Source organism: Xanthomonas sp. CFBP 7698 (genome assembly GCF_003600855.1).
Classification (GTDB): Bacteria; Pseudomonadota; Gammaproteobacteria; order Xanthomonadales; family Xanthomonadaceae; genus Xanthomonas; species Xanthomonas cannabis.
On sequence record NZ_PRDN01000004.1, the window covers coordinates 176,551 to 202,989 of the forward strand.

A 26,439-nucleotide genomic window follows, 5' to 3' on the forward strand; every position below is an offset into this window, starting at 1 on the left:
GTACGCACGCAATGCCGTACGCGGCAGGTCATCGGGTGAGAGGGCGATTGGTCCACTGCATCGGGGTAGCCCGATCTCCAGCGCAGGCATCTGGGGCGTGGGCCGAACGATCGACGCTTTCAAGGGTCGCTGCTGCACTCGCAGGCCCCGACCTCCCTGCAGCAGGGCGTTGGAGGCCGGAGAGACACACTGTGCGCAGGAAGCGGAGCGACGTGCGTTCATCGGCACGCCTACCCCTTCAACACCAGCGACCCCTCCGGGTATCTGTCGCACATGAAGTCCACGAAGGCGCGCACCTTGGGCGCCGCCAGGCGCCTGGAGGTGTGCAGCACCCACAGTGCCGGTTCGGCATTTGCGATCGTGCCCCACTGGATCAACTCGCCGCGCGCCAGTTGCTCCCATGCGATCGACTGCGGGAGCAGCGCCACGCCGCCGCCGGCGATGGCGGCGTCGCGGACCATCAGGAACGAGGAAAGCCGCATCCGTGGGATCGGCTCGAGGACCAGGCGCCCGCCATCCAGCGTCCAGGTGGTGGGGTCGAAGCTCGACATCACCACGCTTGCCACCTGATGCACTGCATCGCCTGACGGCATCGCGATGGACGGTGCGGCCACCACCACCAGACGGTCCCTGGCAAAGCACCGGCCGACCAGGTTGCTGTCCGGGCTGGGGTTGATCCGGATGGCCGCATCGAATTGCTCTTCCACCAGATCGACCGTGCGGTCTTCGGCCACCACCTCCAGCGTGATCTCCGGATAGGCCGCGCAGAAGTCCGCACCGATGCGTCCCATCGCCAGTTGCGAGAACAGCACGGGCGCGGCTACGCGCAAACGTCCGCGGGGGACGGCGCTGCCCTCGCGCGCAGCGGCCAATGCCTCGGCCAGTTCGAGCAGCGGCAGTTCCGTGCGCTCCATCAGCAGCTGGCCGGCGTCAGTGAGCCTGAGGCCACGCGCGCTGCGCTCCACCAGCCGCATGCCCAGCTGGTGCTCAAGCTCGGCAATGCGCCGCGACAGGGTCGCCTTCGACCGGCCACTGGCGCGGCTGGCCTTGCCCAAGCCCTGGTTGGCGGCCACCAACGAGAAGTCGGTCAGTGCATTGAGATCCATGGTGTTCCAGCTTTGAGACGGGGCGTCTACATCGTGGCGTCTTCGTCTTGGAACCGCAACGGCATAAGGTCTGTTCACCGCCACTCACCCCGAGCAATTGCCATGAACACCACAACCCAACGCGCTGTCCTGATCCGGGCTTACGGTGGCGCCGACGCCGCCGAGCTCGCCACTCTCCCCACACCGCGGGCAGCACAGGGCCAGGTGCTGGTGCGCGTGCACGCCGCCGGCGTGAACGGCATCGACTGGAAGGTCCGCGCCGGGCTGGTCCGCGAGGTCTTTACGCTGCCGCTGCCGATCGTGCTGGGCGCCGAACTGGCCGGTGTGGTCGCAGCCATCGGGCCCGGCAGTACGCGCTTCCAGGTCGGCGACCGAGTGATGGGCACGCTGGCCACGCTCGGTGCGTACGCCGAATACGTTGCCGTCGACGAGGCCAGGCTGGCCCGCATCCCGGACGGGATGGATGCTCCTCAGGCCGCCGCCCTGCCATTGGCCGCCGTCTCTGCCTGGCAGAGCCTGCACCATGCGGGGCCGCTACGGGCCGGGCAGCGCATCCTGATCCATGGCGCCGCCGGCGGGCTGGGTGGTCACGCCGTGCAGTACGCCAAGCGCGCGGGCGCCGAGGTGATTGCCACCGCCGCGACGCCGCACCTGGCGTATGTGCGCAGCCTGGGCGCAGACCAGGTCATCGACCATCGGACGCAGCGCTTCGAAACCCTCGTGCATGACATCGACCTGGTCCTGGACTACGTCGGCGGTGAGGTGCTGGACCGTTCCTGGCAGGTGCTGGCGCCACACGGCGCAATCGTCGGCACCAGCTCGCCGGACATCCTGGCCCGTACCCCGCCCGGTCGCCGCGGTCTGTGGTTCGTCAACCAGCCGGACGTCGCACTGCTGGAGACGCTGGCCGCAGAGGTCGTGACCGGCGCGCAGACCTCCACGGTCAGCGAGGTCGTCGGCTTCGCGCAGATCCCCCAGGCCATCGAACGCAATCGCACCACCTCACGCGCCGGCAAGGTCGTGGCGGACCTGTCGCGCTGAGTTCCCAGTTCCCCGCATCCACCCATCATCTACAACAGGAGAGTCACATGAGCATTCTCGTCACCGGTGCCACCGGCACCATCGGTTCCCTCGTCGTCCAGGGTCTAGCCGAGGCCGGCGCCCGGGTCAACGCGCTGGTGCGCCAGGCCGGCAAGCGCACCTTTCCCGCAGGTGTCACCGAGGTCGTGGCCGACCTCACCGACGTGGCATCGTTGCGCGCAGCGCTGTCATCGGTACGCACCCTGTTCCTGTTGAACGCGGTTACCCCCGACGAAGTGACCCAGGCGCTGATCGCCTTGAACCTTGCCAAGGAGGCGGGCATCGAGCGCATCGTCTATCTGTCGGTGATTCATGCCGACACGTTCACCAACGTGTCGCATTTCACCGGCAAGCACGCGGTCGAACGCATGATCGAACAGCTGGACATGCCCGCCACGATCCTGCGGCCTGCCTACTTCATGCAGAACGATGCCACGGTCCAGCAGACCATCCAGGACCACGGCCTCTACCCGATGCCGATCGGCGCGGCAGGTGTGGCCATGATCGATACCCGTGACATCGCCGCGATCGCCGTGAGCGAGTTGCTGCGGCGCGACCGGGCGACTGCGCCGCTGGAGCGGGTCACGCTCGAGCTGGTCGGCCCGCAGGCGCTGACCGGAACGGACGCTGCAAAGGTGTGGAGCGCGGCGCTTGGGCGCGAGATCGCCTATGCCGGGGATGACGTGGCCACCTTCGAAGCGCAGCTGGCCACCTATGGCCCGTCCTGGCTGGCGTACGACATGCGCCTGATGATGGCCGGCATCCAGCGCGGCGGCATGCACGCCGCCGACGGTGCAGTGGACACGCTGCAGGCCATTCTGGGGCGCCCGCTGCGCACCTACGAAGCGTTTGTGCGCGAGGCCACGGCGCAAGGGTGAACCGGTTGCACCGCACGCGCGTGTCGTATGCGCTTGCGGTGCACCGGCGCCTGCCAGCCACGTTGCAGATGCCCTGACGGCCTGCAGCGCGGCCGCGTTGTTTCACCACACCGCACGGTCGTGCCGGCGGCGCTGCGCAACACCGGGTGATCGATAGCGTCAACGCGCGGCGACGGGCAGCAGGCCCAGGCGCTGTACAGGGCCGACCACTGCATCAAGCATGGTCACGCGGTGGACATGCCAGCGACGGCACCACCGCGACAGCCACCTGCGTGCCCAGCCCACGCATCACGTGATGGCCAGCGCCTTCGCCAACGGCAACGCGCACCCGGGCCACACATCAGCCAATGCCGGCGCGGCCGTCTTCATGCCACACCAACAACGGCTTCTTCACGCTTGCGCCATTCTTCCGCTGGAGACGCCCGATGACTCGCACCCTCGCCCCGCTCGCCGCCGTGCTGCTGCTCTCGGCCTGTGCCTCCAACCAGGTTGCGCAGGTGCAACCCATCGATGGCGTCATCTCCGGCCAATGCCATATCGAAAAGGTCCGCGGCATCGTGGGCCTGGCTGCAGCCGCGCAGACCATCGAGCGCGCACGCGTGGACAGCGACAGCCTGCAGGTGAGCGTGCGCCGCGGCGAACGCACCACCGGCGGCACCACCGCCAGCGGCCTGGCCGACCCGGCGCAGGGTGCCAGCGAAAGCGGCGGCGACCACCTGAGCATCGAAACCGGCCCGACCAACAACATCACCGCGGTGTATTGCGGCTGAGGAATCGGGAATCGGGAATCGGGAATCGAAAAGCATCGCGGCTTTTCGGTCCCGGGTCGCTGCCGCTCACTTGCGCCTGGAAGCGCGCTTTGTCGCCGTCTTGAGCTTGGCGCGTGAGGCAGTGAGGAACTTCAGCGTGGCCGCCTCCCATTGCCGCTCGCCGCGCACGCCACTGGCCATGGCCTGCAGCTCGCCGGCGCGCCAACCTTCGAACACGCAAGGGTCGATGTAGGCCTTGCGGCACACCGACGGCGTATTGCCCAGCGCGTCGGCCACCTCGCGGATGACATCGTTCTGCACCTGCTTGAGCGCGCGCTCGCTGCTGCGCTCGGGCAACGGCAGCCGCGCCAGGCGCTGCAGCGCCGCCAGCGTGCCGCCCCAGGTGCGAAAGTCCTTGGCGGTGAAGTCCTCGCCCATCGCCTCGCGCAGGTAGTCGTTGACCTCGCCCGAGTCCACCGGCTGCAGCTGGCCATCGTCGTCGCGGTACTGGAAGAGCGACTGCCCCGGCAGTTGCTGGCACTCGCGGATCAATTTGACCAGGTGCTTGTCGTCGACCTCGATCTCGTGATCCTGCCCGCTCTTGCCGCGGAACTTGAGCCGTGCACGCCCGCCCTTGAGAAACTCCATGTGCCGGTTGCGCAGCGTGGTGAGCCCGTAGGAGCGGTTGCTGCGCGCATATTCGGCATTGCCCACGCGCACCAGGGTGTCGGCCAGCAAGGCCACCACGATCGCCAGCACCTTCTCGCGCGGGAAGCCCGGCAGCGCCAGATCGCGTCGCAGGCGCCGCCGCAGTTTGGGCAATGCGGTGCCAAAGGCGATCACGCGCTCGAACTTGCCTTCGCCACGCACCTGCGCCCAATCGGCGTGATAGCGGTATTGCTTGCGCCGCCGCGCATCGCGGCCGGTGGCCTGCAGATGCCCGTTGGGCTTGGCGCAGATCCACACCTCGGTGTACGCCGGCGGGATGGCCAGCGAGCGGATGCGCTGCAAGGTGTCCGCATCGGCGATGCGGTCGCCGTCGGCACTGCGGTAGCTGAAGCTTTTGCCTGCCTTGCGCCGGCTGATGCCGGGCTGCTGGTCGTTGACATAGATCAGCCCGGCCGCGCGTGCGGTGGCCTTGGCCTGCGCGACGGCGGCCACGGTGGCGACGGCAGCGCTGGCCACCGCCGCACCGGTGGCGACGCTGGCGAGCTTGCCGACGGTGCTGGCCGTGGTGGCGGCATTGCGAAGAACACGTTTGGCTTTCATTGCGCACACGTCGAGGGACTGGCGCCGATTGTTGGGCCGGGCAGGACTAGGCCGCGTCAACGCAACGACAACGCCGTGTGGGCACGCGATGCCCGTCGCGCGACTTTGTGCTTATGCTTGGGGCACCCCCCTTTGCTGGAGTCATCGATGCGCGCTGTCCTGCCTATTGCCCGCCTGGCCTGCACCCTGGTCGCGCTGACTGCATTGACCGCCTGCAACAAGCCGCAACCCGATGAGCAGGAAGCGGTCACCGCCACTGCCCAGCACGCGGCCGAACAAGCCTCTGCGCCTGCGCCGGATGCCGCGCCGGACGCCCCGCCGATCGGCAGTTGCGATGCCACCCAGGTGCAATCGCTGGTGGGTCAGGCGTTGACCGATGCGGTGAGCGAACAGGCACGCAGCGATGCGGGCGCCAAGTCGGTGCGCGTGCTCAAGCCCGGTCAGATGACCACCATGGAATTCAACGGCGAACGGCTCAATCTGGAAGTGGACGCCAAGAACGCCATCGCTTCGGTGCGCTGCGGCTGAGCATGCCCTGGCGCCTGTCGCCGGACAGGCGCCAAGCCAGCTGGCACAAGGGCTTTCAGCCGGTCTCGTTGCAGCTGTAACGGTGTATTGCGGCACCGCATCAACTGTGGTCTAGTCGATCATCCGGTGACCTCTTCGAAACGCTCCACGGATCGAGCGCTGCAACGTCGTCGCCGCTCTCCTAGATCGCAACGAGGCACACATGGCCCCCCGCACTCGCCAAGGGCTCCACGACTACGGTCTCTACAACAGCGTGCGCGATGAGCGCGACGCCTGTGGTTTTGGCATGGTCGCCCAGCTGGACGACCAACCTTCCCGCTCGCTGGTGGACACCGCGATTGCGGCGCTCTCGCGCATGACCCACCGCGGCGGTGTGGCGGCCGACGGGCTCACCGGCGATGGTTGCGGCTTGCTGATCCGCAAACCCGATGCGTTCTTGCGCGGGCTGGCACGCGATGCCGGCATCACTCTGGGCACGCGCTACGCGGCAGGTGTGGTGTTCCTGCCGCTGGACGAGGCCGAAGCCGCACGATGTCGCGCCGAACTGGAAACCCAGTTGCACAGCGCCGGCGTGCAGTTCCGTGGCTGGCGCGTGGTGCCCACCGACGACAGCGTGTGCGGCCAGCTGGCGCGCGACACCTTGCCGCGCATCGAACAGGTGTTTGTCGATGCCGGCGCCGAACAGACCGAAGACGGCTTCACCCTGGCGCTGTTCCTGGCGCGCCGCCGCGCCGAGCAGGCGCTGCATGCGGTCGAAAACTTCTATGTCACCACCCTCTCGCCCAATGGCATCAGCTACAAGGGCATGGTGCTGCCGGACAAGCTGAGCACGTTCTACCCGGACCTGCAGCGCAGCGACCTGTCCTCCAGCGCGATCGTGTTTCACCAACGCTTTTCCACTAACACGCTGCCGCGCTGGCCGCTGGCGCATCCATTCCGCCTGCTCGCGCACAACGGCGAAATCAACACCATCGAAGGCAACCGGCGCTGGGCGCAGGCGCGCAGCAAGGTGTGGCAAACCCCGCGTTTCGATATCGCCGAATTCGACCCGGTGATCTCCATGCACGGCTCCGACTCGCAGAGCCTGGACAACATGCTGGAGCTGCTGATCGCCGGTGGCATGGACCTGCTGCAGGCGCTGCGCATCCTGGTGCCGCCGGCGACCCAGTCGCTGGAGTTCAAGGACGCCGATCTGGCTGCGTTCTATGAGTTCTATGGCCTGAACACCGAGCCTTGGGACGGCCCGGCCGGCATCGTGGCCTGCGACAGCCGCTATGCGGCCTGCATGCTCGACCGCAACGGCCTGCGCCCTGCCCGCTGGATGCTGACCTCCGACCGTCATTTTCTGGTGGCCTCCGAAGCCGGTGTGTGGGAACTGCCCGCCGAGCGCATCACCCGCAAGGGCAAGCTGGGCCCGGGCGAGATGATGGCGATCGATCTCAAGCGCGGCGACCTGCTCGATTCGGACGCCATCGACCGCATCAACCGTGCGCGCGCGCCGTACAAGCAATGGCTGCAGCAGGGCGTGACCTACCTGCAGACCGAATTGATCGACCCCTCGCTGGTGGAAGAACCCTTCAGCGAGCAGACCCTGCGCAGCTATCACAAGCTGTTCCAGCTCAGCACCGAGGAAGTGGAACAGGTGCTGCGCCCGCTGGCGGAAACCGAGCAGGAAGCCACCGGCTCGATGGGCGACGACACCCCGATGGCGGTGCTCAGCCGCCAGACCCGGCCGTTGTACGACTACTTCCGCCAGGCCTTCGCGCAGGTCACCAACCCGCCGATCGACCCGCTGCGCGAAGGCATCGCCATGTCGCTCACCACCCAGCTCGGCAAGGAGACCAACATCTTCCATGCCGGCGCGGAGACGGTGAACCACGTCATCCTCAACTCGCCGGTGCTCAGCCAGCGCAAGCTGCGCCAGCTGCTGAAGATGGAGCAGTACGTCGAGCGCAACCGCCTGATCGACCTGTCCTACAGCGTGGAAGAAGGCCTCAAGGCCGGCCTGGAACGCATCTGCCAGGAAGTGGAAGCCGCAGCGCGCGCCGGTGCGGTGATGCTGCTGCTCTCGGACCGTTACCCGGTGCCGGACCGGCCGATGGCGCATGCGCTGCTGGCCACCGGCGCGGTGCATCACCACCTGTGCAAGGTGGGCCTGCGCTGCGACGTCAACCTGATCATCGAGACCGGCACCGCGCGCGATGCGCACCACATGGCCTGCCTGCTCGGCTTCGGCGCCACCGCGGTGTACCCGTACCTGGCCTACCAGACCCTGTTCGACCTGGGCCGGCGCGGCATCCTGCAGTTGAGCAAGGGCGGCGAGCAGTCGCAGATCGGCCGCCGCTACCGCAAGGGCATCTACAAGGGCCTATCCAAGATCATCTCCAAGATGGGCATCTGCACCATCGCCAGCTACCGCGGCGCGCAGTTGTTCGAGATCGTCGGGCTGGACCCGGACGTGGTGGAGCTGTGCTTTGCCGAGACGCCCGCCCGCATCGGCGGCGTCGGCCTGGCGCGGCTGGACACCGAGGCGCGCGAGCTCACCGCACGCGCCTGGAACGACCAGCTCAAGCCGGAAGTGGGCGGCCTGCTCAAATACGTGCACGGCGGCGAGTACCACATGTACAACCCGGACGTGGTCATGACGCTGCAGCGCGCCACGCGTACCGGCGATGCCGGCGACTGGCAGAAGTACGTGGACGCGGTGCATTCGCGCCCGGCCTCGACGCTGCGTGACCTGGTCCAGCTCAAGCGTGCCGACACCCCCACCCCGCTGGATGAAGTCGCCCCCGCAGCCGATGTGCTGCGCCGTTTCGACAGCGCCGCGATCAGCCTGGGCGCGTTGTCGCCCGAGGCACATGAAGCGCTGGCCATTGCGATGAACCGGCTGGGCGGGCGCAGCAATTCCGGCGAAGGCGGCGAAGACCCGGCCCGCTACGGCACCGAGAAGCGCTCCAAGATCAAGCAGGTGGCCTCCGGCCGCTTCGGCGTGACCCCGGAATACCTGGTCAACGCCGAAGTGCTGCAGATCAAGGTCGCCCAGGGTGCCAAGCCCGGCGAAGGCGGCCAGCTGCCCGGCCACAAGGTCAACGAACTGATCGCCCGGCTGCGCTACGCCAAGCCCGGCATCGGCCTGATCAGCCCGCCGCCGCACCACGACATCTATTCCATCGAAGACCTGGCCCAGCTGATCTACGACCTCAAGCAGGTCAACCCCACCGCGCTGGTGTCGGTGAAGCTGGTGGCGCATGCCGGCGTCGGCACCATCGCCGCCGGTGTGGTGAAGGCCGGCGCCGATCTGATCACCGTGTCCGGCCATGACGGCGGCACTGGTGCCAGCCCGGTCAGCTCGATCCGCTATGCCGGCGTGCCGTGGGAACTGGGCGTGGCCGAGTCGCACCAGGCGCTGGTGGCCAACGACCTGCGGGCGCGCACCATCCTGCAGACCGACGGCGGCCTGAAGACCGGCCTGGACGTGGTCAAGGCCGCGTTGCTGGGCGCCGACAGCTTCGGCTTCGGCACCGCGCCGATGATCGTGCTGGGCTGCAAGTACCTGCGCATCTGCCACCTCAACAATTGCGCCACCGGCGTGGCCACCCAGGACGAGCGCCTGCGTGCCGGCTACTTCACCGGCCTGCCGGAGCGGGTGGAACATTTCTTCCGCCTGCTGGCCGAGGAAGTGCGGCAGTGGCTGTCGTACCTGGGCGTGCGTTCGCTGGACGACATCGTCGGCCGCACCGACCTGCTGGAGCAATTGGAGGTCTCGCCACGCACCGGGGTCAAGGTCGATCTGTCGCGCCTGCTCACCCATGCGCGCTACGACGGCAGCCATTGCGCCGCCCAGCGCCTGTACGAATCGCCGGACAGCCTGGCCACGCAGATGGACGGCCTGCTGGCCGATGCGATCGCCAACAAGCGCGGCGGCGACCATCGCTTCCTGATCCACAACACCGACCGTTCGATCGGCGCGCGCCTGTCCGGCGCCATCGCGCGCGTGCACGGCAACCACGGCATGAGCGATGCGCCGTTGAACCTGCGCTTCCGCGGCACTGCCGGGCAGAGCTTCGGCGCGTTCAATGCCGGTGGCCTGCAGCTGGAGCTGGAAGGCGAAGCCAACGACTACGTCGGCAAGGGCATGGCCGGCGGCCGGCTGGTGGTGCGTCCGCCGCGCGGGGCGCGCTTCGAGGCGCGCAGCACGCCGATCGTTGGCAACACCTGCCTGTACGGCGCCACCGGCGGCGAGTTGTTCGCGGCCGGGCGCGCGGGCGAGCGCTTTGCGGTGCGCAACTCCGGCGCGCTGGCGGTGGTGGAAGGCGCAGGCGACCACTGCTGCGAATACATGACCGACGGCGTGGTGCTGGTGCTGGGCAAGGTGGGCCTGAACTTCGGCGCCGGCTTCACCGGCGGCTTGGCCTATGTGCTGGATATCGAACGCGACTTCGTGGACCGCTACAACCACGAGCTGATCGACATCCACCGCGTCTCCGCCGAAGGCTTCGAGAACCATCGCCAGCACCTGCACACCCTGATCAGCCGCCACCGCGAGCTCACCGGCAGCATCTGGGCGCAGCAGATTTTGGACGAGTTCCGCGACTACATCGGCAAGTTCTGGCTGGTCAAACCCAAGGCCGCCAGCATCGAGTCGCTCACTGAGTCGCTGCGGCGCGCCGCCTGAGTTGTGCTCCCCTCTCCCGCCAGCGGGAGAGGGGTTGGGGGTGAGGGCGCAGGCCCGCCACCCCTCATCCGCCCCTTCGGGCACCTTCTCCCGCATGCGGGAGAAGGACTGCAGTCGCAATGCTGGCAGCACATCGTCAGAGTCGTCGCAGTGCTCCCCTCTCCCGCTGGCGGGAGAGGGGTTGGGGGTGAGGGCGTGTGCCCGCCAACCCTCATCCGCCCCTTCGGGGCACCTTCTCCCGCGTGCGGGAGAAGGACCGCAGTCGCAATGCTGGCAGCACATCGTCAGAGTCGTCGCAGTGCTCCCCTCTCCCGCTGGCGGGAGAGGGGTTGGGGGTGAGGGCACAGGCCCCGCCGCCCCTTTTTCTGCCCCTTCGGGGCACCTTCTCCCGCACGCGGGAGAAGGGAATCAGCCACGGATTTTCTTATGAGCCGCAAGCAAGCCTTCCAATTCCTCGACCTGCCCCGGACCATGCCCACGCGCATCCCGGTGGAGCTGCGTACCTCCGGCGACTGGGGCGAGTTGTACGGCAAGTTCGACAAGGCCGACGCGCAGTACCAGTCCGGCCGCTGCCTGGACTGCGGCAACCCGTACTGCAGCTGGAAATGCCCGGTGCACAACGCCATCCCGCAGTGGCTGCAGCTGGTGCAGGAAAACCGCATCGAAGAAGCCGCCGCGCTATGCCATTCCACCAACCCGCTGCCGGAAGTGTGCGGGCGCGTGTGTCCGCAGGACCGCCTGTGCGAAGGCAGCTGCACGCTGGAGGAATTCGGCGCAGTCACCATCGGCGCGGTGGAAAAGTACATCGTCGATACCGCCTTCAAGATGGGCTGGCGCCCGGACCTGGGCAATGTGCAGCCCAGCGGCCACCGCGTGGCGGTGATCGGCGCAGGCCCGGCCGGGCTGGCGTGTGCAGACCGGCTGGTACGTGCCGGTATCGAGGCGGTGGTCTATGACCGCTATGAGCAGATCGGCGGCCTGCTGCAGTTCGGCATCCCCAGCTTCAAGCTGGACAAGTCGGTGATCGGCAAGCGTCGCGACATCCTGGAAGGCATGGGCGTGCAGTTCCGCCTGGGCGTGGAGATCGGCAAGGACGTCAGCATCGAACAGCTGCTGGGCGAATACGACGCGGTATTCCTGGGTACCGGTGCGTACCGCTACACCGACGGCGGCCTGCCCGGGCAGGACCTGAAGAACGTGCTGCCGGCGCTGCCGTTTCTGGTGCAGAACAGCCGCATCGTCAGCGGCAACGACCCGCATGGCCGGCCGATCGCCGGCTGGGAAGACCAGCTCGCCCTGCCCGACCTCAACGGCAAGCGCGTGGTGGTGCTGGGCGGCGGCGACACCGGCATGGACTGCGTGCGCAGCGCCATTCGCCTGGGCGCGGCCAAGGTCACCTGCGCGTACCGCCGCGACGAAGCCAGCATGCCCGGCTCGGCGCGCGAGGTGGCCAACGCGCGCGAAGAAGGCGTGCGCTTCCTGTTCAACCGCCAACCGCTCTCGATCGAATCCGGCGCCGACGACGAAGCCATCGGTGTGACCGTGGTGGAAACCAAGCTGGGCGAACCCGACGCCAGCGGCCGCCGCAATGCGGTACCGGTGGAAGGCAGCGAATCGCTGCTGGAAGCGGACGTGGTGATCATCGCCTTCGGCTTCTCGCCCACCCTGCCCGACTGGCTGGCATCGCAAGGCGTGGAGGCCGGCAGCAACGGGCGCATCGTCGCCCCATCCGATGGCCATGGCCGCCTGCCCTACCAGACCAGCAACCCGCGCCTGTTCGCCGGCGGCGACTGCGTGCGCGGTGCCGACCTGGTGGTCACTGCTGTGGCCGAAGGCCGCGACGCGGCAGGAAGCATCGTGCAGATGCTCGGAGTGAAGGCGCAGGTCAAGGAGCCGGCGGCGGCCTGAGATTCGGGGCCCGCGCTCAGTTGCTCGTAGCCTGTCTGCTGATCTCGACCGCCGGCACCGAGGCTTCTGCGCAGGCCTCAGCGTGTTCGGGATCGAACAAGTTGCGACTGATGGCGTGCCCCTCTCCATTGCAGAGGGAACAGACTGGCATCGAGTTCGCTGCGGCAGTGCAAGGGCACCGCAAGAGTGCCGTCTGCGCATGGCCATGCCGCCGTAGCAGATGGAAAATCCAGGAGCTTCGAGATGCCGGAGCAGTGCGCTGCGCTACCCCGCTAGCGCAATGCCACCATCTGCGTTGTATTGCAGTGCAGATGGTGGCATCACCTCCTGCTGCAATCGCGAATCAGGCCGCCTTATCCAGCGAGGCCATGTCGATCACAAAGCGGTACTTCACGTCGCCCTTGAGCATGCGCTCGTAGGCCTCGTTGATTTCGTCGGCGCGGATCGTTTCGATGTCCGAGACGATGTTGTGCTTGGCGCAGAAATCCAGCATTTCCTGGGTCTGGCGGATGCCGCCGATCAATGAGCCGGCCAGGGTGCGGCGCTTCATCACCAGGTTGAACACGCTCGGTGACGGATGCGACTGCTCGGGCACGCCCACCAGCACCATCGCGCCATCACGCTTGAGCGCGTTGAGGAACGGGTCCAGGTTGTGCGGCGCGGCCACGGTGTTGAGGATGAAATCCAGAGTGTTGTACTGCGCGGCCATCTGCGCCTCGTCCTTGGAGATCACGACCTCGCTGGCGCCCAGGCGCAGCGCGTCGGCGCGCTTGCCTTCGGAGGTGGTGAACAGCACCACGGTGGCGCCCATCGCCTTGGCGATCTTCACCGCCATGTGGCCCAGGCCGCCCAGGCCGACCACGCCCACCTTCTGCCCGGGGCCCACCTTCCAGTGCGCCAGCGGCGAATAGGTGGTGATGCCGGCGCACAGCAGCGGTGCCACCGCAGCCAGGTTGTCCGAATGGGAGATGCGCAGCACGTACTTCTGGTCGACCACGATATGGTCGGAGTAACCGCCGTAGGTGTTCTCGCCGCCGCCGAACATCGGGCCGTTATAGGTGCCGGTAAAGCCGGCTTCGCAATATTGCTCTTCGCCCTCCTGGCAGGAGGCGCAGCTGCGGCAGCTGTCGACCATGCAGCCGACCCCGGCCAGGTCACCAACCTTGAAGTCGGTCACGGCATCACCCACCGCAGTCACGCGGCCAACGATCTCGTGACCGGGAACGGACGGGTACAGGGTGTTGTGCCATTCATTGCGTGCGGTGTGCAGGTCCGAGTGACAGACGCCGCAGTAGGCAATGTCGATCTGCACATCATGCGGGCCGGGCGCGCGCCGTTCGAACACGAACGGGGCAAGCGGCTGGTCGGCGGCTTGGGCGGCAAAGGCGTGGGCTTGGCTCATGGAATACTCCGGGACGTTGCGTCACCCACAACAGATGCGGGCGACAGGAAAACAGTGGCGGTAGCTTAAGACAGCGTCCCGTCGCGCTCATGCGACAGTGCGTCTTGTGTGTCCTCTTGCGAACGCTACCGCAGGCGCATCATGCGCTGCGCCGGGTTTTTGCGCGATCAAATCCGGGGCGCACGCGTGAATGGCACGCTAACGTGCAAGCTTCTAGGCTCACCGGGCAGCCGATCGCCCTGCACCATCTCCTGCTGGCCGTGCCCTCCCCCCGCGGCCACCCACGTCGATGCCGAAGGAGGCTTCCATGTTCCGCGCTCCCCCGCTACTCCCATCCTTGCGCAATGCCGCGCTTGCACTGACCTTGCTGGCGGCCCTGCCGCTGGCGCAGGCCAAGGAACCTGGCCGTCCCGGAAAAGAGTCCACCGGCCTGAAATATGTCGGGGTCAATCTGTCCGGTGCCGAGTTCAACTCGCGCAAGAAGCCCGGCACATTGTTCAAGGACTACACCTACCCGTCCGCGTCGGACTTCAGCTACTTCGCCGGCAAGGGCATGAATACGATGCGCCTGCCTTTTTTGTGGGAACGCCTGCAGCCCGAACTCAACGGCAACCTGGACGCGGCCCAGCTCGGACTGATCAAAAAATCGCTCGAAGCCGCCAAGGCCAACAAGCAGTACTTGATTCTGGACCTGCACAACTACGCCAAGTACGGCGGCCAGCGCATCGGCACCAACGAGGTTCCCGCTGCCGCACTGGCCGATCTGTGGCGCCGGCTGGCGCTGGAGTTCAAGGACGACAAGGCGGTGATCTTCGGGCTGATGAACGAGCCCAACGGCATTTCAGCCCCGGACTGGGCCAACGCCGCGCAGGGCGCGATCAACGCGATCCGCAAGACCGGCGCCAAGAATCTGATCCTGGTGCCGGGCACCGCGTACACCGGCGCGCACAGCTGGCGCAGCACCAGCTACGGCGTCTCCAACGCCAAGGCGCTGGAAATCCTCAAGGACCCCGGCAACAACCTTGCCTTCGAAGCGCATCAGTACCTAGACAAGGACTACAGCGGCACCAAGCCGGTGTGCACCAGCGATTCGGTGGGCGAAGAAAAGCTGCGCGGCTTCACCGCGTGGCTGCGCGAGAACAAGCAGAAAGGTTTCCTGGGCGAATTCGGCACGGCCAACAATCCGGTCTGCGACAAGGCACTGGAAGGCATGCTGACGTATATGGAACAGAACAGCGACGTGTGGCTGGGCTGGACCTGGTGGGCTGCCGGCGCGTGGTGGAAGCCGGATTACCCGTTCACGGTGCAACCGGGCAAGGACGGCAGCGACAAGCCGCAGATGCGCATCCTGAGCAAGTACGCGCGCCGCGCCGGCAAGTAACCGGCCTCGCCTGCACGGGGCGGTGGCCGCAGCGCGCAGCTGCGGCCATTTCTTTTGCGCCAACGTTGCACTGCGACGCCCTAGCCGCGATGGCGATGTTCGTGGCGGCGGCACCGCCACACCGATCACCTCGACCAGTGCAGGTGACTTTTCCCGCGCCACACGCAAACACGGCAGCGTTCGCTGGCGCCGGATCGATCGCTGCATTGCGCCGCCGTGAGGCGATCGAGGCGCACATCTGAATCCATGCGATGCATCGACCGGATCGACGCGCCCGCGGCCGCGTAACTGCGATTGACCGCACAGCTTCGCAGTCCGATACCTCGCATCCGTAGTTTGCGTGTGCGCATACGCCTACTGTGGTGACGGATGCGTCATCGTGGCGCACGCGCGCCCACAACGACGCGACGCATCGCCCTCTGTCGGTCTTTAGGAGTTCCCCCATGCTGTCCCCCACTTCCCACACGCATGCGCTGCGTCGCTGCGTGCTGCCCATGCTATTGCTCGCTGCCATGCCGTTTGCGCATGCACAAGGCACGACCGGCCTGAAGTATGCCGGCGTCAATCTCTCCGGCGCGGAAATCAAGTCCTCGCAAAAACCCGGCGTGCTCAACGTCGACTACCTGTACCCGGCTGTTGGCGATTACAGCTACTTCGCCGGCAAAGGGATGAACACCATTCGCCTGCCCATCCTGTGGGAGCGTCTGCAACCCAAGGCCGGCGGCGAACTGGATCCGGCGCAGCTGGCGTTGCTCCGGCAGGCCGTCGCCAACGCCAAGGCGGCGAAGATGTACCTGATCGTGGATGTGCATAACTACGCCAAGTACTACGGCAACAAGGTCGGCACGCAGAAGGTGCCCATCGCCACGCTGACCGATCTATGGCGACGCTTGGCCATTGCATTCAAAAGCGACAACGCGGTGATCTTCGGGCTGATGAACGAGCCCTACGACATCAACCCGCAGTCCTGGGCTGCCGCCGCGCAGGCATCCATCGACACCATCCGCAAGACCGGCGCCAATAACCTGATCCTGGTCCCGGGCGCGCTATGGAGCGGCGCGCATAGCTGGTACTCCACAGTGGCCGGGCAATCCAACGCGGTGGCGCTCGCCACTCTGCGCGACCCGCTCAACCGCTATGCGATCGAAGTGCACCAGTACCTGGATACGGACTCCAGCGGCACCGTTGGCGGATGCGTCAGCAAGGAGATCGGCGTCAAACGCCTGGAAAGTTTCACCCAGTGGCTGCGGATCAACAAAAAACGCGGTTTTCTCGGCGAATTCGGCACCGGCAACAATGTCACCTGCAATGCCGCGCTGGAAGGCATGTTGAAGTATATGGAAACCAACAACGATGTATGGACCGGCTGGACCTTCTGGGCTGCGGGTAAATGGTGGAACGGGAAATACCCCTTCAACGTGCATCCGGACGCGCAGGGACGTGACAAGCCGCAGATGTCGATCCTAAGCCCGCATGCCAGGCGGGTGACCAGGACCCCTTAGTCCCACGCGGAGGTGCGAGGCACCGCCGTGACCTGCAGCACCTCGCCTCCACCGTGCGCCAGCCACGCGGCAGCGTCATGGCGCCAGTGCACTGGCGCCATGTGATCGGCAGCAAGCGCGTCCGTACGACGTTATCTCGACAATTCGCGCCGTCGCCGCAGCGGCGAAGGCGCTCGACCGCCTTGCCACAGAAGCGGGCGTATCAGCGCGCTATCACGCACAGGCCATTCGCGATCTGCGAATGCGATCCAGTGCACATATTTACTTCACATTTAATTCACATTTACTCGGCTAGGCATTTGGGCACAGCAGATGCATTGGAAGGGACAGATGCGGCGCACCTCGCGCAGATCGTCCACAGCGGGTCGCACGCATCGCCCCCCGCCGTCGAAGGAGTTGTTCCATGTCTGCTGTGCCTCTTGCGCTGCGCAATTTGATCCGTGGCGCGCTGTTGTTCTCCATGCTGTGCATTCTGCCGCTGGCCAACGCGCAAACGCGCGTGCTCACATATGCCGGCGTCAACCTGTCCGGCGCCGAATTCGCATCGTCGAAAAAGCCCGGCGTGCTCAACAAGGACTATATGTACGCCGCTGCCAGCGATTACACGTATTTCGCTGGTGTCGGCATGAATACGATCCGCCTGCCCATCCTGTGGGAACGCCTGCAACCCAGCGCGCGCGGCGAGCTGGACCCGGTACAGCTGGCGCTGGTGCAGCAGGCCGTGGCGCGTGCCAAGGCCTCGGGCATGTATCTGGTGATCGATATCCATAACTACGCCAAGTATTACGGCTACAAGATCGGCGGGCCGGAAGTTCCGGTGGCCACGTTCACCGATCTGTGGCGGCGCCTGGCGCTGGCATTCAACGGCGACAACGCGGTGATTTTCGGGCTGATGAACGAGCCGAACAATATCTCCGCCAGCGAGTGGGCGGGCGCGGCGCAGGCTGCCATCGATACCATCCGCAGGACCGGCGCCACGAATCTGATCCTGGTGCCCGGCGCGTTGTGGACCGGTGCCCACAGCTGGTATTCGCCGACCAACGATGGGTATTCCAACGCCACCGCACTGGCCTCCATCTACGATCCGCTCAACCGGTATGCGTTCGAGGTGCATCAATATCTGGATATTGATTCCAGCGGCACGTCCAGCGTCTGCGTCAGCTCCACCATCGGCGCCGAGCGCCTGCGCAACTTCACCGAATGGTTGCGCATCAATCGCAAGCGCGGCTTCCTCGGCGAATTCGGCACCGCCAACAACGCGGTCTGCAACGAGGCGCTACGCGGCATGCTCGGGTACATGGAAAGCAATGCGGACGTGTGGCTGGGCTGGACCTGGTGGGCCGCCGGCTCGTGGTGGAACCTGTCGTATGCCTACAACGTGCATCCGAACAAGGACGGCACCGACAAACCGCAGATGACCATCCTCTCGCCGCAGGCGGCACGCGCCACGCGCGCACCGGTTGCTGCCGCCCGCGTACCGGTTGCGGGTAAAACACGCTGACCAGACCCGTATCGTCGAGCCGCCGCAAGGCGGCTTTTTTGGGCACGCTGAAGTGACGGAAACTCGCTCGGCAAATCCGCCAGGCGCAGGGATGTAAATCGACAGTGCAGGGCAGGTGAAACACCCCGTGGTGATGTCAGTTAACTGAATTTCCCGCATGGAAGAGGCCGGGTTTTCACCCTGTCACGATCCGCCCGCGGCGAGCATGGTGGCACTTCACAGCAGGAGCCTCTCATGGCACATCGCATGATGACCACCGCACTGATCGGCGCGCTGGCGCTCGTTTCGCAAGGCGCCGTCGCACAGGAAGCCGCCAAGCCGGCCAAGGCACTGACCTCCAACGAAGTCACCAGCATGCTGGCCGCCAAGGGTTACACCAAGGTGCACGACGTCAAGTTCGAGCATGGTGTCTGGACGGCCGATGCCCGTAGCGGCGACGGCAAGGATGTGGATGTCCACATCGACCCGGTGACTGGCCGTGTCTATGGCGACCAGACCACCTCGCGCCTGAGCGAAGCCGATGTCCGCGCCGCGCTGTCCACCGGCGGCTATGCCGACGTGCACGACCTGAAATTCAAGGACGGCTTGTGGAAGGCCGACGCCAAGCGCAACGGGCAAAAGGTCGAGCTGCACGTCGACCCCGACGATGGGCATGTGGTCAGCGTGGATAACGACTGAGCACTCTCAACGTGCATCGACGCGTAGGCGTTTGAGCGGGTAGGGCGGTGCGCTGTTGCAAGTTGCAGCGTGCACGATGCGACAGCCATGCCGCCTAGCCGCTTTGTTAGCGGCGACTGAGCCGCCAGCCTGCGAACGGTTGCGGCGAATGCGCACGCAGTCGCTGTAAAAAAGGGCCTCCCGATCGGAGGCCCTTTGCGTTGGCGGCACCCACTGGTCATCTACCGCACAGATACTTGCCAACCATGCGCCGCCGTGGGGCCGGCAGCGCATCCGCATGACTCAGCGAGTAGGCGCGGTGTCCTTCGATTTGGCGCCTGGCGTGCTCATGCGCGCTGCGTCCGCGTCGCCATCGGCCTGCTCGGCCGCCGCCGCCGTGCCTGCGGCTGGCTTGTTGGCCATCATGCGGTCGCGGGCGGCCTTGAACGGGTTGCCGGGATACCAGTTGGGCCAGCGCTCGTCGGCGGCGACCTCCTTGCCGACGTCGTAGACCGCCTGGAGGTCTTCGATGGTGCCGTCCAGCTTCCAGGTGGCTGCGTCGTATTCGTCGCCGGGGGCATGATAGCGGTGGCGGCCGTAGTCCTCGGCCGCGGCACGTCCGGCAGCGGTGCCGCCCTCGCGCAGATCTTCGCCGCCATCGGCATACAGCGCCGGCACGCCGGCTTTGGCGAAGTTGAAGTGGTCCGAGCGGAAGTACGAGCCGCTTTCCGGGGTGGCTTCGGCGTGCAGGGTGCGGCCCTGCATCGCGGCAATCGGCTTGAGGATGTCTTCCAGCTCCGAGCTGCCCATGCCGACCACGGTGACATCGCGCGCGCGCCCGGCCACCGACATCGCATCCAGGTTGATCACCGCGGCAATCTTGTCCAGCGGGAAGCTCGGGTTGGCCACGTAGTACTTGGAGCCGAGCAGGCCGGATTCTTCCAGCGTCACCGCCACGAACACCACCGAGCGCGCCGGCTTGGGGTCCTGGTGCGCGAACGCATCGGCAATTTCCAGGATGCCGGCCACGCCGGTGGCGTTGTCCACCGCGCCGTTGTAAATGTTGTCGCCGCTTTCGCCCGGATGCTTGCCCAAGTGGTCCCAGTGCGCCATGTACAGCACCGCCTCGTCCGCATGGCTGCTGCCGGGCAGCACGCCGACCACGTTGCGCGAGGTCTTCTGCGCGATGGTGCTCTTCAGGTCCACCGACCAGCTGGCCTTCAACGGTACCGGCTTGAAGCCGCGCTTGCTGGCGTCCTTGTAGGCCTGCGCCAGATCCAGCCCGGCGTTGGCGAACAACTGCTTGGCGGTGTCGGCGCTGATCCAGCCCTGCACCGGCAGGCGCGGGTCCGGGTCGTCCTTGGCCGGCAGATCGTATTGCGGGCCGGACCAGGAATTCTTCACCACGTCCCAGCCGTAGCTGGCACCGGGCGTGTCATGCACGATCAACGCGGCGGCCGCGCCCTTGCGTGCGGCTTCCTCGAACTTGTAGGTCCAGCGCCCGTAGTAGGTCATGCGCTTGCCGTCGAACAGCTTGGCATCGCCGGTGTGGAAGCCGGGGTCGTTGACGAACATCACCACGGTCTTGCCTTTCCAGTCCTGACCGGCGTAATCGTTCCACTGCTGCTCGGGCGCATCCACGCCGTAGCCGACGAACACCAGCTCGCTGTTGTCCAGCTTGACCTCCGGCTGGCCGGTGCGGGTGCCGACCACGATGTCGGTGCCGAAGGCGAGGGTGCGGGTCTGCTCGCCGCTGCGCAGGCTCGGTGCGGTGGCCGCATCGGCGGTGGTTTCCACCATCGGCACATCCTGGAACCAGCTGTCGCCGTTGCCCGGCTGCAAGCCGATGCGCTGCATCTGGTCGCGGATGTAGGTCACGGTCTTTTCTTCGCCGGGCGTGCCCGGGCCGCGGCCTTCGAAGTCGTCCGAGGCCAGCGTCTTGACCAGCTCGGCAAAGTCGCCGGCGGCCAGCTCCGGCGAGAACGCGTGCCGGCTGACCGGTGCACTGGGTGCGGTGTCCACCGGCGTTTGCGTCGCCGGTGTGGCCGGCGTGTCGGCGGCGTCGCGCTTGCAACCGGCCAGGGCCAGGGTTGCGGCCAGGCACAACAGGATCTTGCGGGGCATCGGAACTCCTCGTGCGACGGAGTTCCGATCTTAGAGCGTGCGCGTGGTGAGCGCGTCAGTCCTTGGGCGCCACGTCCGAATCGAAGCTGCGCGCGGTGGCGCCGGTGACCGCGCCGATCTTGGCGGTGCGATGCACGTACAGGTCGACCTCGCGCTCGAACTCCAGCGGTCCGTCGACCACGGCCTTGGGACCGATCACCACCCGCGGCTTGCGCGCCGGCTTGAAGGAAAAGCCGAAGTTCGGCTTGGTCACCTTGATGCCGCCGCGCACATGCGAATCCACCCCGACGGTGATGTCGCCGTTGACCGTCTCGATCCCCTTGCCGAGTTCGGTTGCCACCAGGCCGATGCTGCCGTTGACGGTTTCCACCCCAGCGCTGATCTGGCTGCCGCGTTCGGTGAGGATGCTGCCGTTGACCGTTTCCAATCCGCCGGACACGGTCACTTTCTGGCCCACGGTGATCGAGCCGTTGACCGTTTCCACGCCGCCGGTGCGCGCGTTCTCGCCAATGCGGATGCCGCCGTTGACGGTCTCCACGTCCCTGGTCTGCGCACCGGCGCCCACCTCGATGGAACCGTTGACCGTTTCCAGATCGCCGTAGCTGCGGCCAGGTTCGGCGCTGATGCGGCCATTGACCTTGCTGATGTCCTCGTCGGCCCAGGCGCTCGTGCTGAGCAGGGACAACGCCAGGAGAAGAGATTGGGGCTTCATGCTGAACCTCGCGCGGTGGCGGCTGTCTGGGGCGTGGCGGTGATCACACCATGGGTGGCTACAATCGCGCACCTGCCTGAAGTCACTGGATCTTTCGTTGCCCCCGTTGCCCGTCCCGTTGCCGCGCCCATCGCTTGCCCCAGCCATTGGCTGCGCGCGCCATTGGCTGGCAGCCGCGCTGATGGCGTGCACGCTGCTGGGCAGCGGCGCAGTGGCGGCGCAAAGCCAGCGCGAGACCGAGCGCAAGCTGCAACAGCTGCGCGATGAACTCAAGACCATCAGCGCCGATCGGCGCGCGCTGGAAGGCAAGCGCGGCACCGCGGCCCAGCAACTGCGCCAGGCCGACGAAAAGGTGGCAAAGACCGCGCGTGCCCTGAGCGACACCGAAGCGGCAATGCGCACACAGGAGCAGCGCCTGTCCACGCTGCAGCAGGACCGCGCGCAATTGCAGCGTGGCCTGCAGACCCAGCGTGCGCAGCTGGCGGCGCTGCTGCGCGCAGCCGACCAGGTCGGTCGCAACGCGCCGCTGAAGGTGTTGCTGTCGCAGGACACGGTGGGCGATGCCAGCCGCATGCTGGCCGATCACCGCTACGTGCAGAACGCCCGCGCGCAGCGCATCCAGGCGCTGGCCACGCAGCTGGATGCCCTGGCCAGGGTGGAACAGGACATCGCCTCCCGGCGCCAGGCACTGGATGCGGCGCGCGCGCAACAAAAGGCCCAGGCCGCCACCTTGCAGAAGGACCGCTCGCAGCAGGCGGCCACGGTCGCGCAGCTGGACGATCGCTACAAACAGCGCGCCGAACGCGAAAAGGCGCTGGGCCAGGACGCCAAATCGCTGGAACAGCTGCTGGCCAACCTGCGCGCGGCTGCCGCCAAGGCGGAGGCCGAACGTCGCGCCGCCGTCAAACGCGCCGCTGCCGAAGCCGCCGCGCAGGCCAAGCGTGGCAAATCCGATCGCCCCGAGCGTCCCGGCAAGACGCCGCCCAAGGTGGTCGCCACTGCACCGGCGCCCAAGGTCGGTGGGCTGAGCTGGCCGGTGTCCGGCAACCTGCTGGCACGCTTCAATGCCACCTTGCCCGATGGCCACACCAGCAAGGGCGTGCTGATCGGCGCGCCCAAGGGCACCACGGTGACCGCGGTGGCCGACGGCACCGTGGTGTTTTCCGACTGGATGACCGGCTACGGCATGATCCTGATCGTGGACCACGGCAACGGCTACATGAGCCTGTATGCGCATAACGACACGTTGTTGCGCGACGCCGGCGCAGCGATCAAGCGCGGCGAGGCGGTGGCCAAGGTCGGCAGCTCGGGCGGGCAGGGCGTGCCGGCGCTGTACTTCGAATTGCGGCGTAATGGCCAGCCGGTCGATCCTTCGAGCTGGTTGCAACGGCGGTAGTGCTTGGCCGCGGCAGCAGCACGCGACGCACGACGATAGCCAGGCGTTCGCCGGGACATCGCTTACCGACACATCGCTGTCGCGGGCAACGTGCCTGGCGTCTCGGCGTCTCGGCGTGTCGGCGTGTCGGCGTGTCGGCGTGTCGGCAGCATGCAGGTTCACCACGTCAGTCGGATGCCGTGGTCTCCACGATGGTGCCGACGTCCTCCGATGCTGCGCTGCCTTGCCGGCTGGCGGCTGTCGAACTGCCGGCGTGGCCGGCGCGCGATTCAACGCGGATTTACCGCTGCTTCGCGCATAATCCGGTCAGCTCCGTCGTGCGGGGCGTCTTATTTCTTTGTCGGAGTGCTTCATGCGCGTAGCCGTCCTGTCCGTTGCCTTGTCGCTGGCCTTGTTCGCGTCGCCTGGTTGGGCGCAGACCGCCCGTCCCGCCGCCGCTGCCCAGGCCACTGCGGACGACCCGGAAGCCAATGAAGCCGCCGTCTCCAAGGTGCCGCTGGACGAGATCCGCCGCTTTGTAGCGGTGTACAACGCGGTCAAGCAGGCCTACGTGGACCCGGTCGAAGACAAGAAGCTGATGCACGCCGCCGTGCGTGGCCTGCTGTCGGATCTCGACCCGCACAGCACCTACTTCGACAAGGAAGACGCCGAGGCCTTCGACGAGCAGGCCAGCGGCGCCTACGACGGCATCGGCGTGGAGCTGCTGCAGCAACAGGACAACACGCTCAAGGTGATCGCACCGATCGATGACACCCCGGCCGCACGCGCGGGCATCCGTGCCGGCGATGTCATCGTGGCCATCGACGGCAAGCCGATCGATGCCAGCAAGGCCATGGAGCCGCTGCGCGGCGAATCCGGCAGCAAGGTCACCCTGACCATCGTGCGCGACAAGGCGCCCAAGCCCTTCGATGTGACCCTGCAGCGCCAGACCATCCGCGTGGCCAGCGTGCGCAGCAAGCTGCTGGAGCCCGGCTATGGCTACATCCGCATCAGCACCTTCCAGGCCGATACGGGTGCCGATTTCCAGAAGAACCTCAAGCAGCTGCAGGCCGGCGGCAAGTTGCGCGGCCTGGTGCTGGACCTGCGCAGCAACCCGGGCGGCCTGCTGACCTCGGCGGTGCAGGTGGCCGACGATCTGCTCGACAAAGGCAACATCGTCAGCACCCGCGGGCGGATCTCCATCAGCGATGCCAAGTTCGACGCCACCCCGGGCGATCTGCTCGGCGGCGCACCCGTGGTGGTGCTGGTGGACGCCGGCTCGGCCAGCGCCTCGGAAGTGTTGGCCGGCGCGCTGCGCGACAACCAGCGCGCGCGCATCATCGGCAGCCGCACCTTCGGCAAGGGCTCGGTGCAGACCGTGCTGCCGCTGGATAACGGCGATTCGGTCAAGCTCACCACCGCGCGCTATTACACGCCCAGCGGCAAGTCGATCCAGGCCAGCGGCATCGTGCCGGAAGTGCTTCTGACCCCCGAGCCGCAGCCGGGCGACGCCGATGTGCCGGCCAGCCTGACCGACTACAGCGAAGCCACCTTGCCTGGCCATTTGCGTGGCGACGACGAGGGCGAAGAAGGCTACAGCGCCGGCGATGTGTTGCCGGGCGACGGCCCGATCACCGCGGCGCTGGCCGAACTCAAGCAGCCCGGCTCGGCGGCCAAGGCACAAGCGGCCCGCAAGGCCAAGGCCCAGGCCGCCCAGAAGGCCAGGGCAGCGACCAAGCCCGCTTCCGAGGCGAAGCCGGCAGCGCCGCGCCCGGCGGCGACCGACAAGGCCAAGCCGGCAGAACCCGCCGAGAAAGCCAAGCCCGCTCCCTCCGCAGACCCGGTACCGCCGGCAGACACACCGGCTCCGGCCGAACCGGCCAAGTAAGCGGCGAGCTGGTGCAAGCGCAGGTCGGCCGATGCCCGCCTGCGCATTGGAATCTGCAATGCGCACGTGTTCACGCCTCGTCACCTGCCCGGACATGCACGCAACTTGCGCGATCACTCCTGTTCGGAGCGTGCCCAATGGTGCGAGGATGACCAGCGGCATGGGTACGGCGCCGCCTCAACGTCATGCGCGCTCAACGTCCGCGTAGACCTGCCGCGCTGTCTGCACCGCCCGATCTCATCGGCCGATGGCATCGGACCTGTGTCATCGGCTGACGTGAGCCCACTCGCCACGCATGAACCGCATCAGCGCACGATGGCCAGCGCGTCCGGATTGACCAGGTTGCGCGGCGTGCCGGCCGCAAACGCCAGCACGTTGTCGAATGCCGCTTCGAAATACAGCGCGTAGCTGTCGCGTTCCACATAGCCCAGGTGCGGGGTGGCCAGCACCCGCGGGTGTCGCAGCAGCGCATCGCGCGGGTCGAGCACCGGCTCGTGCTCGAACACATCCACCGCCGCCTGTCCGGGCCGGCCAGCATCCAGCGCGGCCAGCAGGGCGCCGGGGGCGATCAGTTCGGCGCGGCTGGTGTTGACCAGCAGCGCATCGCCACGCATGCGCGCCAGATCCTGCGCAGTGACGTCGTGACGCGTTTGCGCCGTCAGACGCCGATGCAGCGACAGCACATCGCTACGTTCAAACAATTCCTGGCGGCTGCCCGCGATCGCAAAGCCTTCGCGTGCAGCCTGCGCGCAGGACGCATCGCCGCCCCACACCAGCACCTGCATGCCGAATGCGCGTCCGAACCCGGCCACGCGTTGGCCGATGCGTCCGTAACTCCAGAGACCGAGGGTGCGGCCGTGCAGCACACGGCCCAAGCCAGGGTCACCCAGCGCCTGCCAACGGCCCTGATGCAGGGCACGCTGGTACTCGGCCAATCGGCGGCTGGCCGCAAGGATCAAGGCCCAGGTCAGCTCGGCCGGCGCCACCGGCGAGCCGACACCTTCGGCTACCGCGACGCCAGACTGCGTGCATGCAGCCACATCCACGTGCGCGCCCACGCGCCCGGTCTGGCTGATCAGTTTCAATCGCGGCAGCCGTTGCAGCAGCGCTGCATCCACCCGCGTGCGCTCGCGGATCAACACCAGCGCATCGGCGTCGGCCAGCTGCTCGGCGCGCTCGTCGGGATCGGTGGCCAGCGCCCCCAGCACCTGCACATCATGGCCCTGCATCCGCTGCAGGCAGGGCAGGTGACGCACGGCGCCCTGATAGTCGTCGGGCACCAGGATGCGCATCAGCGCGGTTTGCCCGGCAGCGGGAACGGAGTGACCACCTTGTCGCCGGTGGCCGCGTCGCGGATCACCGACTGGCCCTTCTTCTCCACTTCTTCGATCCGCACGATGCTCTGCATCGGCAGGTGCAGCGTCTTGGTGTTGCCGAACTCTTCGCGCAGGCGTTCTTCGGTGGGGTCCACCACCAGCCCGTCGTGCACGTCGAACACCAGCTCGCCGATCTGGTTGAAGCCCCACAGATGGCTGCCGGTGACCTCACGCGCGTAGAGCTCGTACACCTTGCCGTGATTGAGGAAGGTGACTTTGTACAGGGGCTTGGACATGTGCCCGATTATAGGCGCGCGCCTGACCGCCGTCGTGCGAACGTGCGTGCGCTGGTGCCGCGGGGCGTATCGATCAAAACCTGCGTGCTCGG

Annotated in this window: 19 protein-coding genes; 12 read left to right on the forward strand and 7 right to left on the reverse strand. The window is 66.8% G+C overall.

What is annotated here, in order from left to right:
- Positions 1-230 precede the first annotated feature (230 nt).
- Complete coding sequence (locus XnspCFBP7698_RS16635) at positions 231-1,106, reverse strand: LysR family transcriptional regulator (protein ID WP_104580349.1); 876 nt, start codon at positions 1,104-1,106, stop codon at positions 231-233.
- Between the two features lie 102 nt (positions 1,107-1,208).
- On the opposite strand from XnspCFBP7698_RS16635, the gene XnspCFBP7698_RS16640 reads away from it, so the two are divergent.
- The 3 genes from XnspCFBP7698_RS16640 to XnspCFBP7698_RS16650 all read left to right on the forward strand — a co-directional run bounded on the left by XnspCFBP7698_RS16640 (position 1,209) and on the right by XnspCFBP7698_RS16650 (position 3,834).
- A complete protein-coding gene (locus XnspCFBP7698_RS16640; RefSeq protein ID WP_199680210.1) occupies positions 1,209-2,147 on the forward strand; it encodes an NADP-dependent oxidoreductase in 939 nt (312 codons plus the stop codon).
- Between the two features lie 47 nt (positions 2,148-2,194).
- Entirely contained in the window at positions 2,195-3,064 is an 870-nt protein-coding gene (locus tag XnspCFBP7698_RS16645) for an NmrA/HSCARG family protein (protein WP_104580350.1), read from the forward strand.
- Between the two features lie 425 nt (positions 3,065-3,489).
- Complete coding sequence (locus XnspCFBP7698_RS16650; protein ID WP_104580351.1) at positions 3,490-3,834, forward strand: hypothetical protein; 345 nt, start codon at positions 3,490-3,492, stop codon at positions 3,832-3,834.
- A 66-nt stretch (positions 3,835-3,900) separates the two neighbouring features.
- Here XnspCFBP7698_RS16650 and XnspCFBP7698_RS16655 read toward each other — a convergent pair whose 3' ends face one another.
- The gene (locus XnspCFBP7698_RS16655; RefSeq protein WP_199680213.1) at positions 3,901-5,172 is read right to left on the reverse strand and encodes a DNA topoisomerase IB; all 1,272 of its coding nucleotides are present in this window, start codon (positions 5,170-5,172) and stop codon (positions 3,901-3,903) included.
- A 57-nt stretch (positions 5,173-5,229) separates the two neighbouring features.
- On the opposite strand from XnspCFBP7698_RS16655, the gene XnspCFBP7698_RS16660 reads away from it, so the two are divergent.
- The 3 genes from XnspCFBP7698_RS16660 to XnspCFBP7698_RS16670 all read left to right on the forward strand — a co-directional run bounded on the left by XnspCFBP7698_RS16660 (position 5,230) and on the right by XnspCFBP7698_RS16670 (position 12,193).
- On the forward strand, positions 5,230-5,610 hold the full coding sequence (locus XnspCFBP7698_RS16660; RefSeq protein ID WP_104580353.1) for an I78 family peptidase inhibitor: 381 nt from the start codon (positions 5,230-5,232) through the stop codon (positions 5,608-5,610).
- Positions 5,611-5,812: 202 nt separating this feature from the next.
- Complete coding sequence (gene gltB / locus XnspCFBP7698_RS16665; RefSeq protein ID WP_104580354.1) at positions 5,813-10,285, forward strand: glutamate synthase large subunit; 4,473 nt, start codon at positions 5,813-5,815, stop codon at positions 10,283-10,285.
- 426 nt (positions 10,286-10,711) lie between these two features.
- Complete coding sequence (locus tag XnspCFBP7698_RS16670) at positions 10,712-12,193, forward strand: FAD-dependent oxidoreductase (RefSeq protein ID WP_104580355.1); 1,482 nt, start codon at positions 10,712-10,714, stop codon at positions 12,191-12,193.
- A gap of 343 nt (positions 12,194-12,536) precedes the next feature.
- Here XnspCFBP7698_RS16670 and XnspCFBP7698_RS16675 read toward each other — a convergent pair whose 3' ends face one another.
- Positions 12,537-13,595 (reverse strand): NAD(P)-dependent alcohol dehydrogenase, encoded by a 1,059-nt coding sequence (locus XnspCFBP7698_RS16675; RefSeq protein WP_047697037.1) that lies wholly within the window; start codon positions 13,593-13,595, stop codon positions 12,537-12,539.
- 307 nt (positions 13,596-13,902) lie between these two features.
- Between XnspCFBP7698_RS16675 and XnspCFBP7698_RS16680 the strand changes: the two genes are divergently transcribed.
- The 4 genes from XnspCFBP7698_RS16680 (at position 13,903) to XnspCFBP7698_RS16695 (ending at position 18,657) form a co-directional block, all read left to right on the forward strand.
- Positions 13,903-14,976 (forward strand): glycoside hydrolase family 5 protein, encoded by a 1,074-nt coding sequence (locus tag XnspCFBP7698_RS16680; protein WP_047697039.1) that lies wholly within the window; start codon positions 13,903-13,905, stop codon positions 14,974-14,976.
- A 443-nt stretch (positions 14,977-15,419) separates the two neighbouring features.
- Positions 15,420-16,478 carry a glycoside hydrolase family 5 protein gene (locus tag XnspCFBP7698_RS16685; protein ID WP_047697042.1) on the forward strand — a complete coding sequence of 353 codons (1,059 nt, stop codon included), beginning with the start codon at positions 15,420-15,422 and terminating at the stop codon, positions 16,476-16,478.
- A 403-nt stretch (positions 16,479-16,881) separates the two neighbouring features.
- Positions 16,882-17,979, forward strand: coding sequence for a glycoside hydrolase family 5 protein (locus XnspCFBP7698_RS16690; protein ID WP_104580356.1), 1,098 nt, complete (start codon positions 16,882-16,884; stop codon positions 17,977-17,979).
- A 234-nt stretch (positions 17,980-18,213) separates the two neighbouring features.
- On the forward strand, positions 18,214-18,657 hold the full coding sequence (locus XnspCFBP7698_RS16695) for a PepSY domain-containing protein (protein ID WP_047697046.1): 444 nt from the start codon (positions 18,214-18,216) through the stop codon (positions 18,655-18,657).
- 282 nt (positions 18,658-18,939) lie between these two features.
- Here the strand turns inward: XnspCFBP7698_RS16695 and XnspCFBP7698_RS16700 are convergent, their stop codons facing one another.
- Positions 18,940-20,760, reverse strand: a complete 1,821-nt coding sequence (locus tag XnspCFBP7698_RS16700) for a M28 family metallopeptidase (protein WP_104580357.1) — start codon at positions 20,758-20,760, stop codon at positions 18,940-18,942.
- 55 nt (positions 20,761-20,815) lie between these two features.
- Entirely contained in the window at positions 20,816-21,472 is a 657-nt protein-coding gene (locus XnspCFBP7698_RS16705; RefSeq protein WP_104580358.1) for a hypothetical protein, read from the reverse strand.
- A 97-nt stretch (positions 21,473-21,569) separates the two neighbouring features.
- On the opposite strand from XnspCFBP7698_RS16705, the gene XnspCFBP7698_RS16710 reads away from it, so the two are divergent.
- Both XnspCFBP7698_RS16710 and XnspCFBP7698_RS16715 read left to right on the forward strand, forming a co-directional pair.
- Complete coding sequence (locus tag XnspCFBP7698_RS16710) at positions 21,570-22,868, forward strand: peptidoglycan DD-metalloendopeptidase family protein (RefSeq protein WP_146093221.1); 1,299 nt, start codon at positions 21,570-21,572, stop codon at positions 22,866-22,868.
- A 352-nt stretch (positions 22,869-23,220) separates the two neighbouring features.
- Positions 23,221-24,735 (forward strand): S41 family peptidase, encoded by a 1,515-nt coding sequence (locus XnspCFBP7698_RS16715; protein ID WP_104580359.1) that lies wholly within the window; start codon positions 23,221-23,223, stop codon positions 24,733-24,735.
- A gap of 305 nt (positions 24,736-25,040) precedes the next feature.
- Here the strand turns inward: XnspCFBP7698_RS16715 and XnspCFBP7698_RS16720 are convergent, their stop codons facing one another.
- Together XnspCFBP7698_RS16720 and XnspCFBP7698_RS16725 are read right to left on the reverse strand one after the other, a co-directional pair.
- On the reverse strand, positions 25,041-26,027 hold the full coding sequence (locus tag XnspCFBP7698_RS16720; protein ID WP_104580360.1) for a D-2-hydroxyacid dehydrogenase family protein: 987 nt from the start codon (positions 26,025-26,027) through the stop codon (positions 25,041-25,043).
- Positions 26,027-26,347 carry a DUF1820 family protein gene (locus XnspCFBP7698_RS16725; RefSeq protein ID WP_047697057.1) on the reverse strand — a complete coding sequence of 107 codons (321 nt, stop codon included), beginning with the start codon at positions 26,345-26,347 and terminating at the stop codon, positions 26,027-26,029. Before XnspCFBP7698_RS16725 ends, XnspCFBP7698_RS16720 begins: the two co-directional genes overlap by 1 nt.
- Positions 26,348-26,439: the final 92 nt, after the last annotated feature.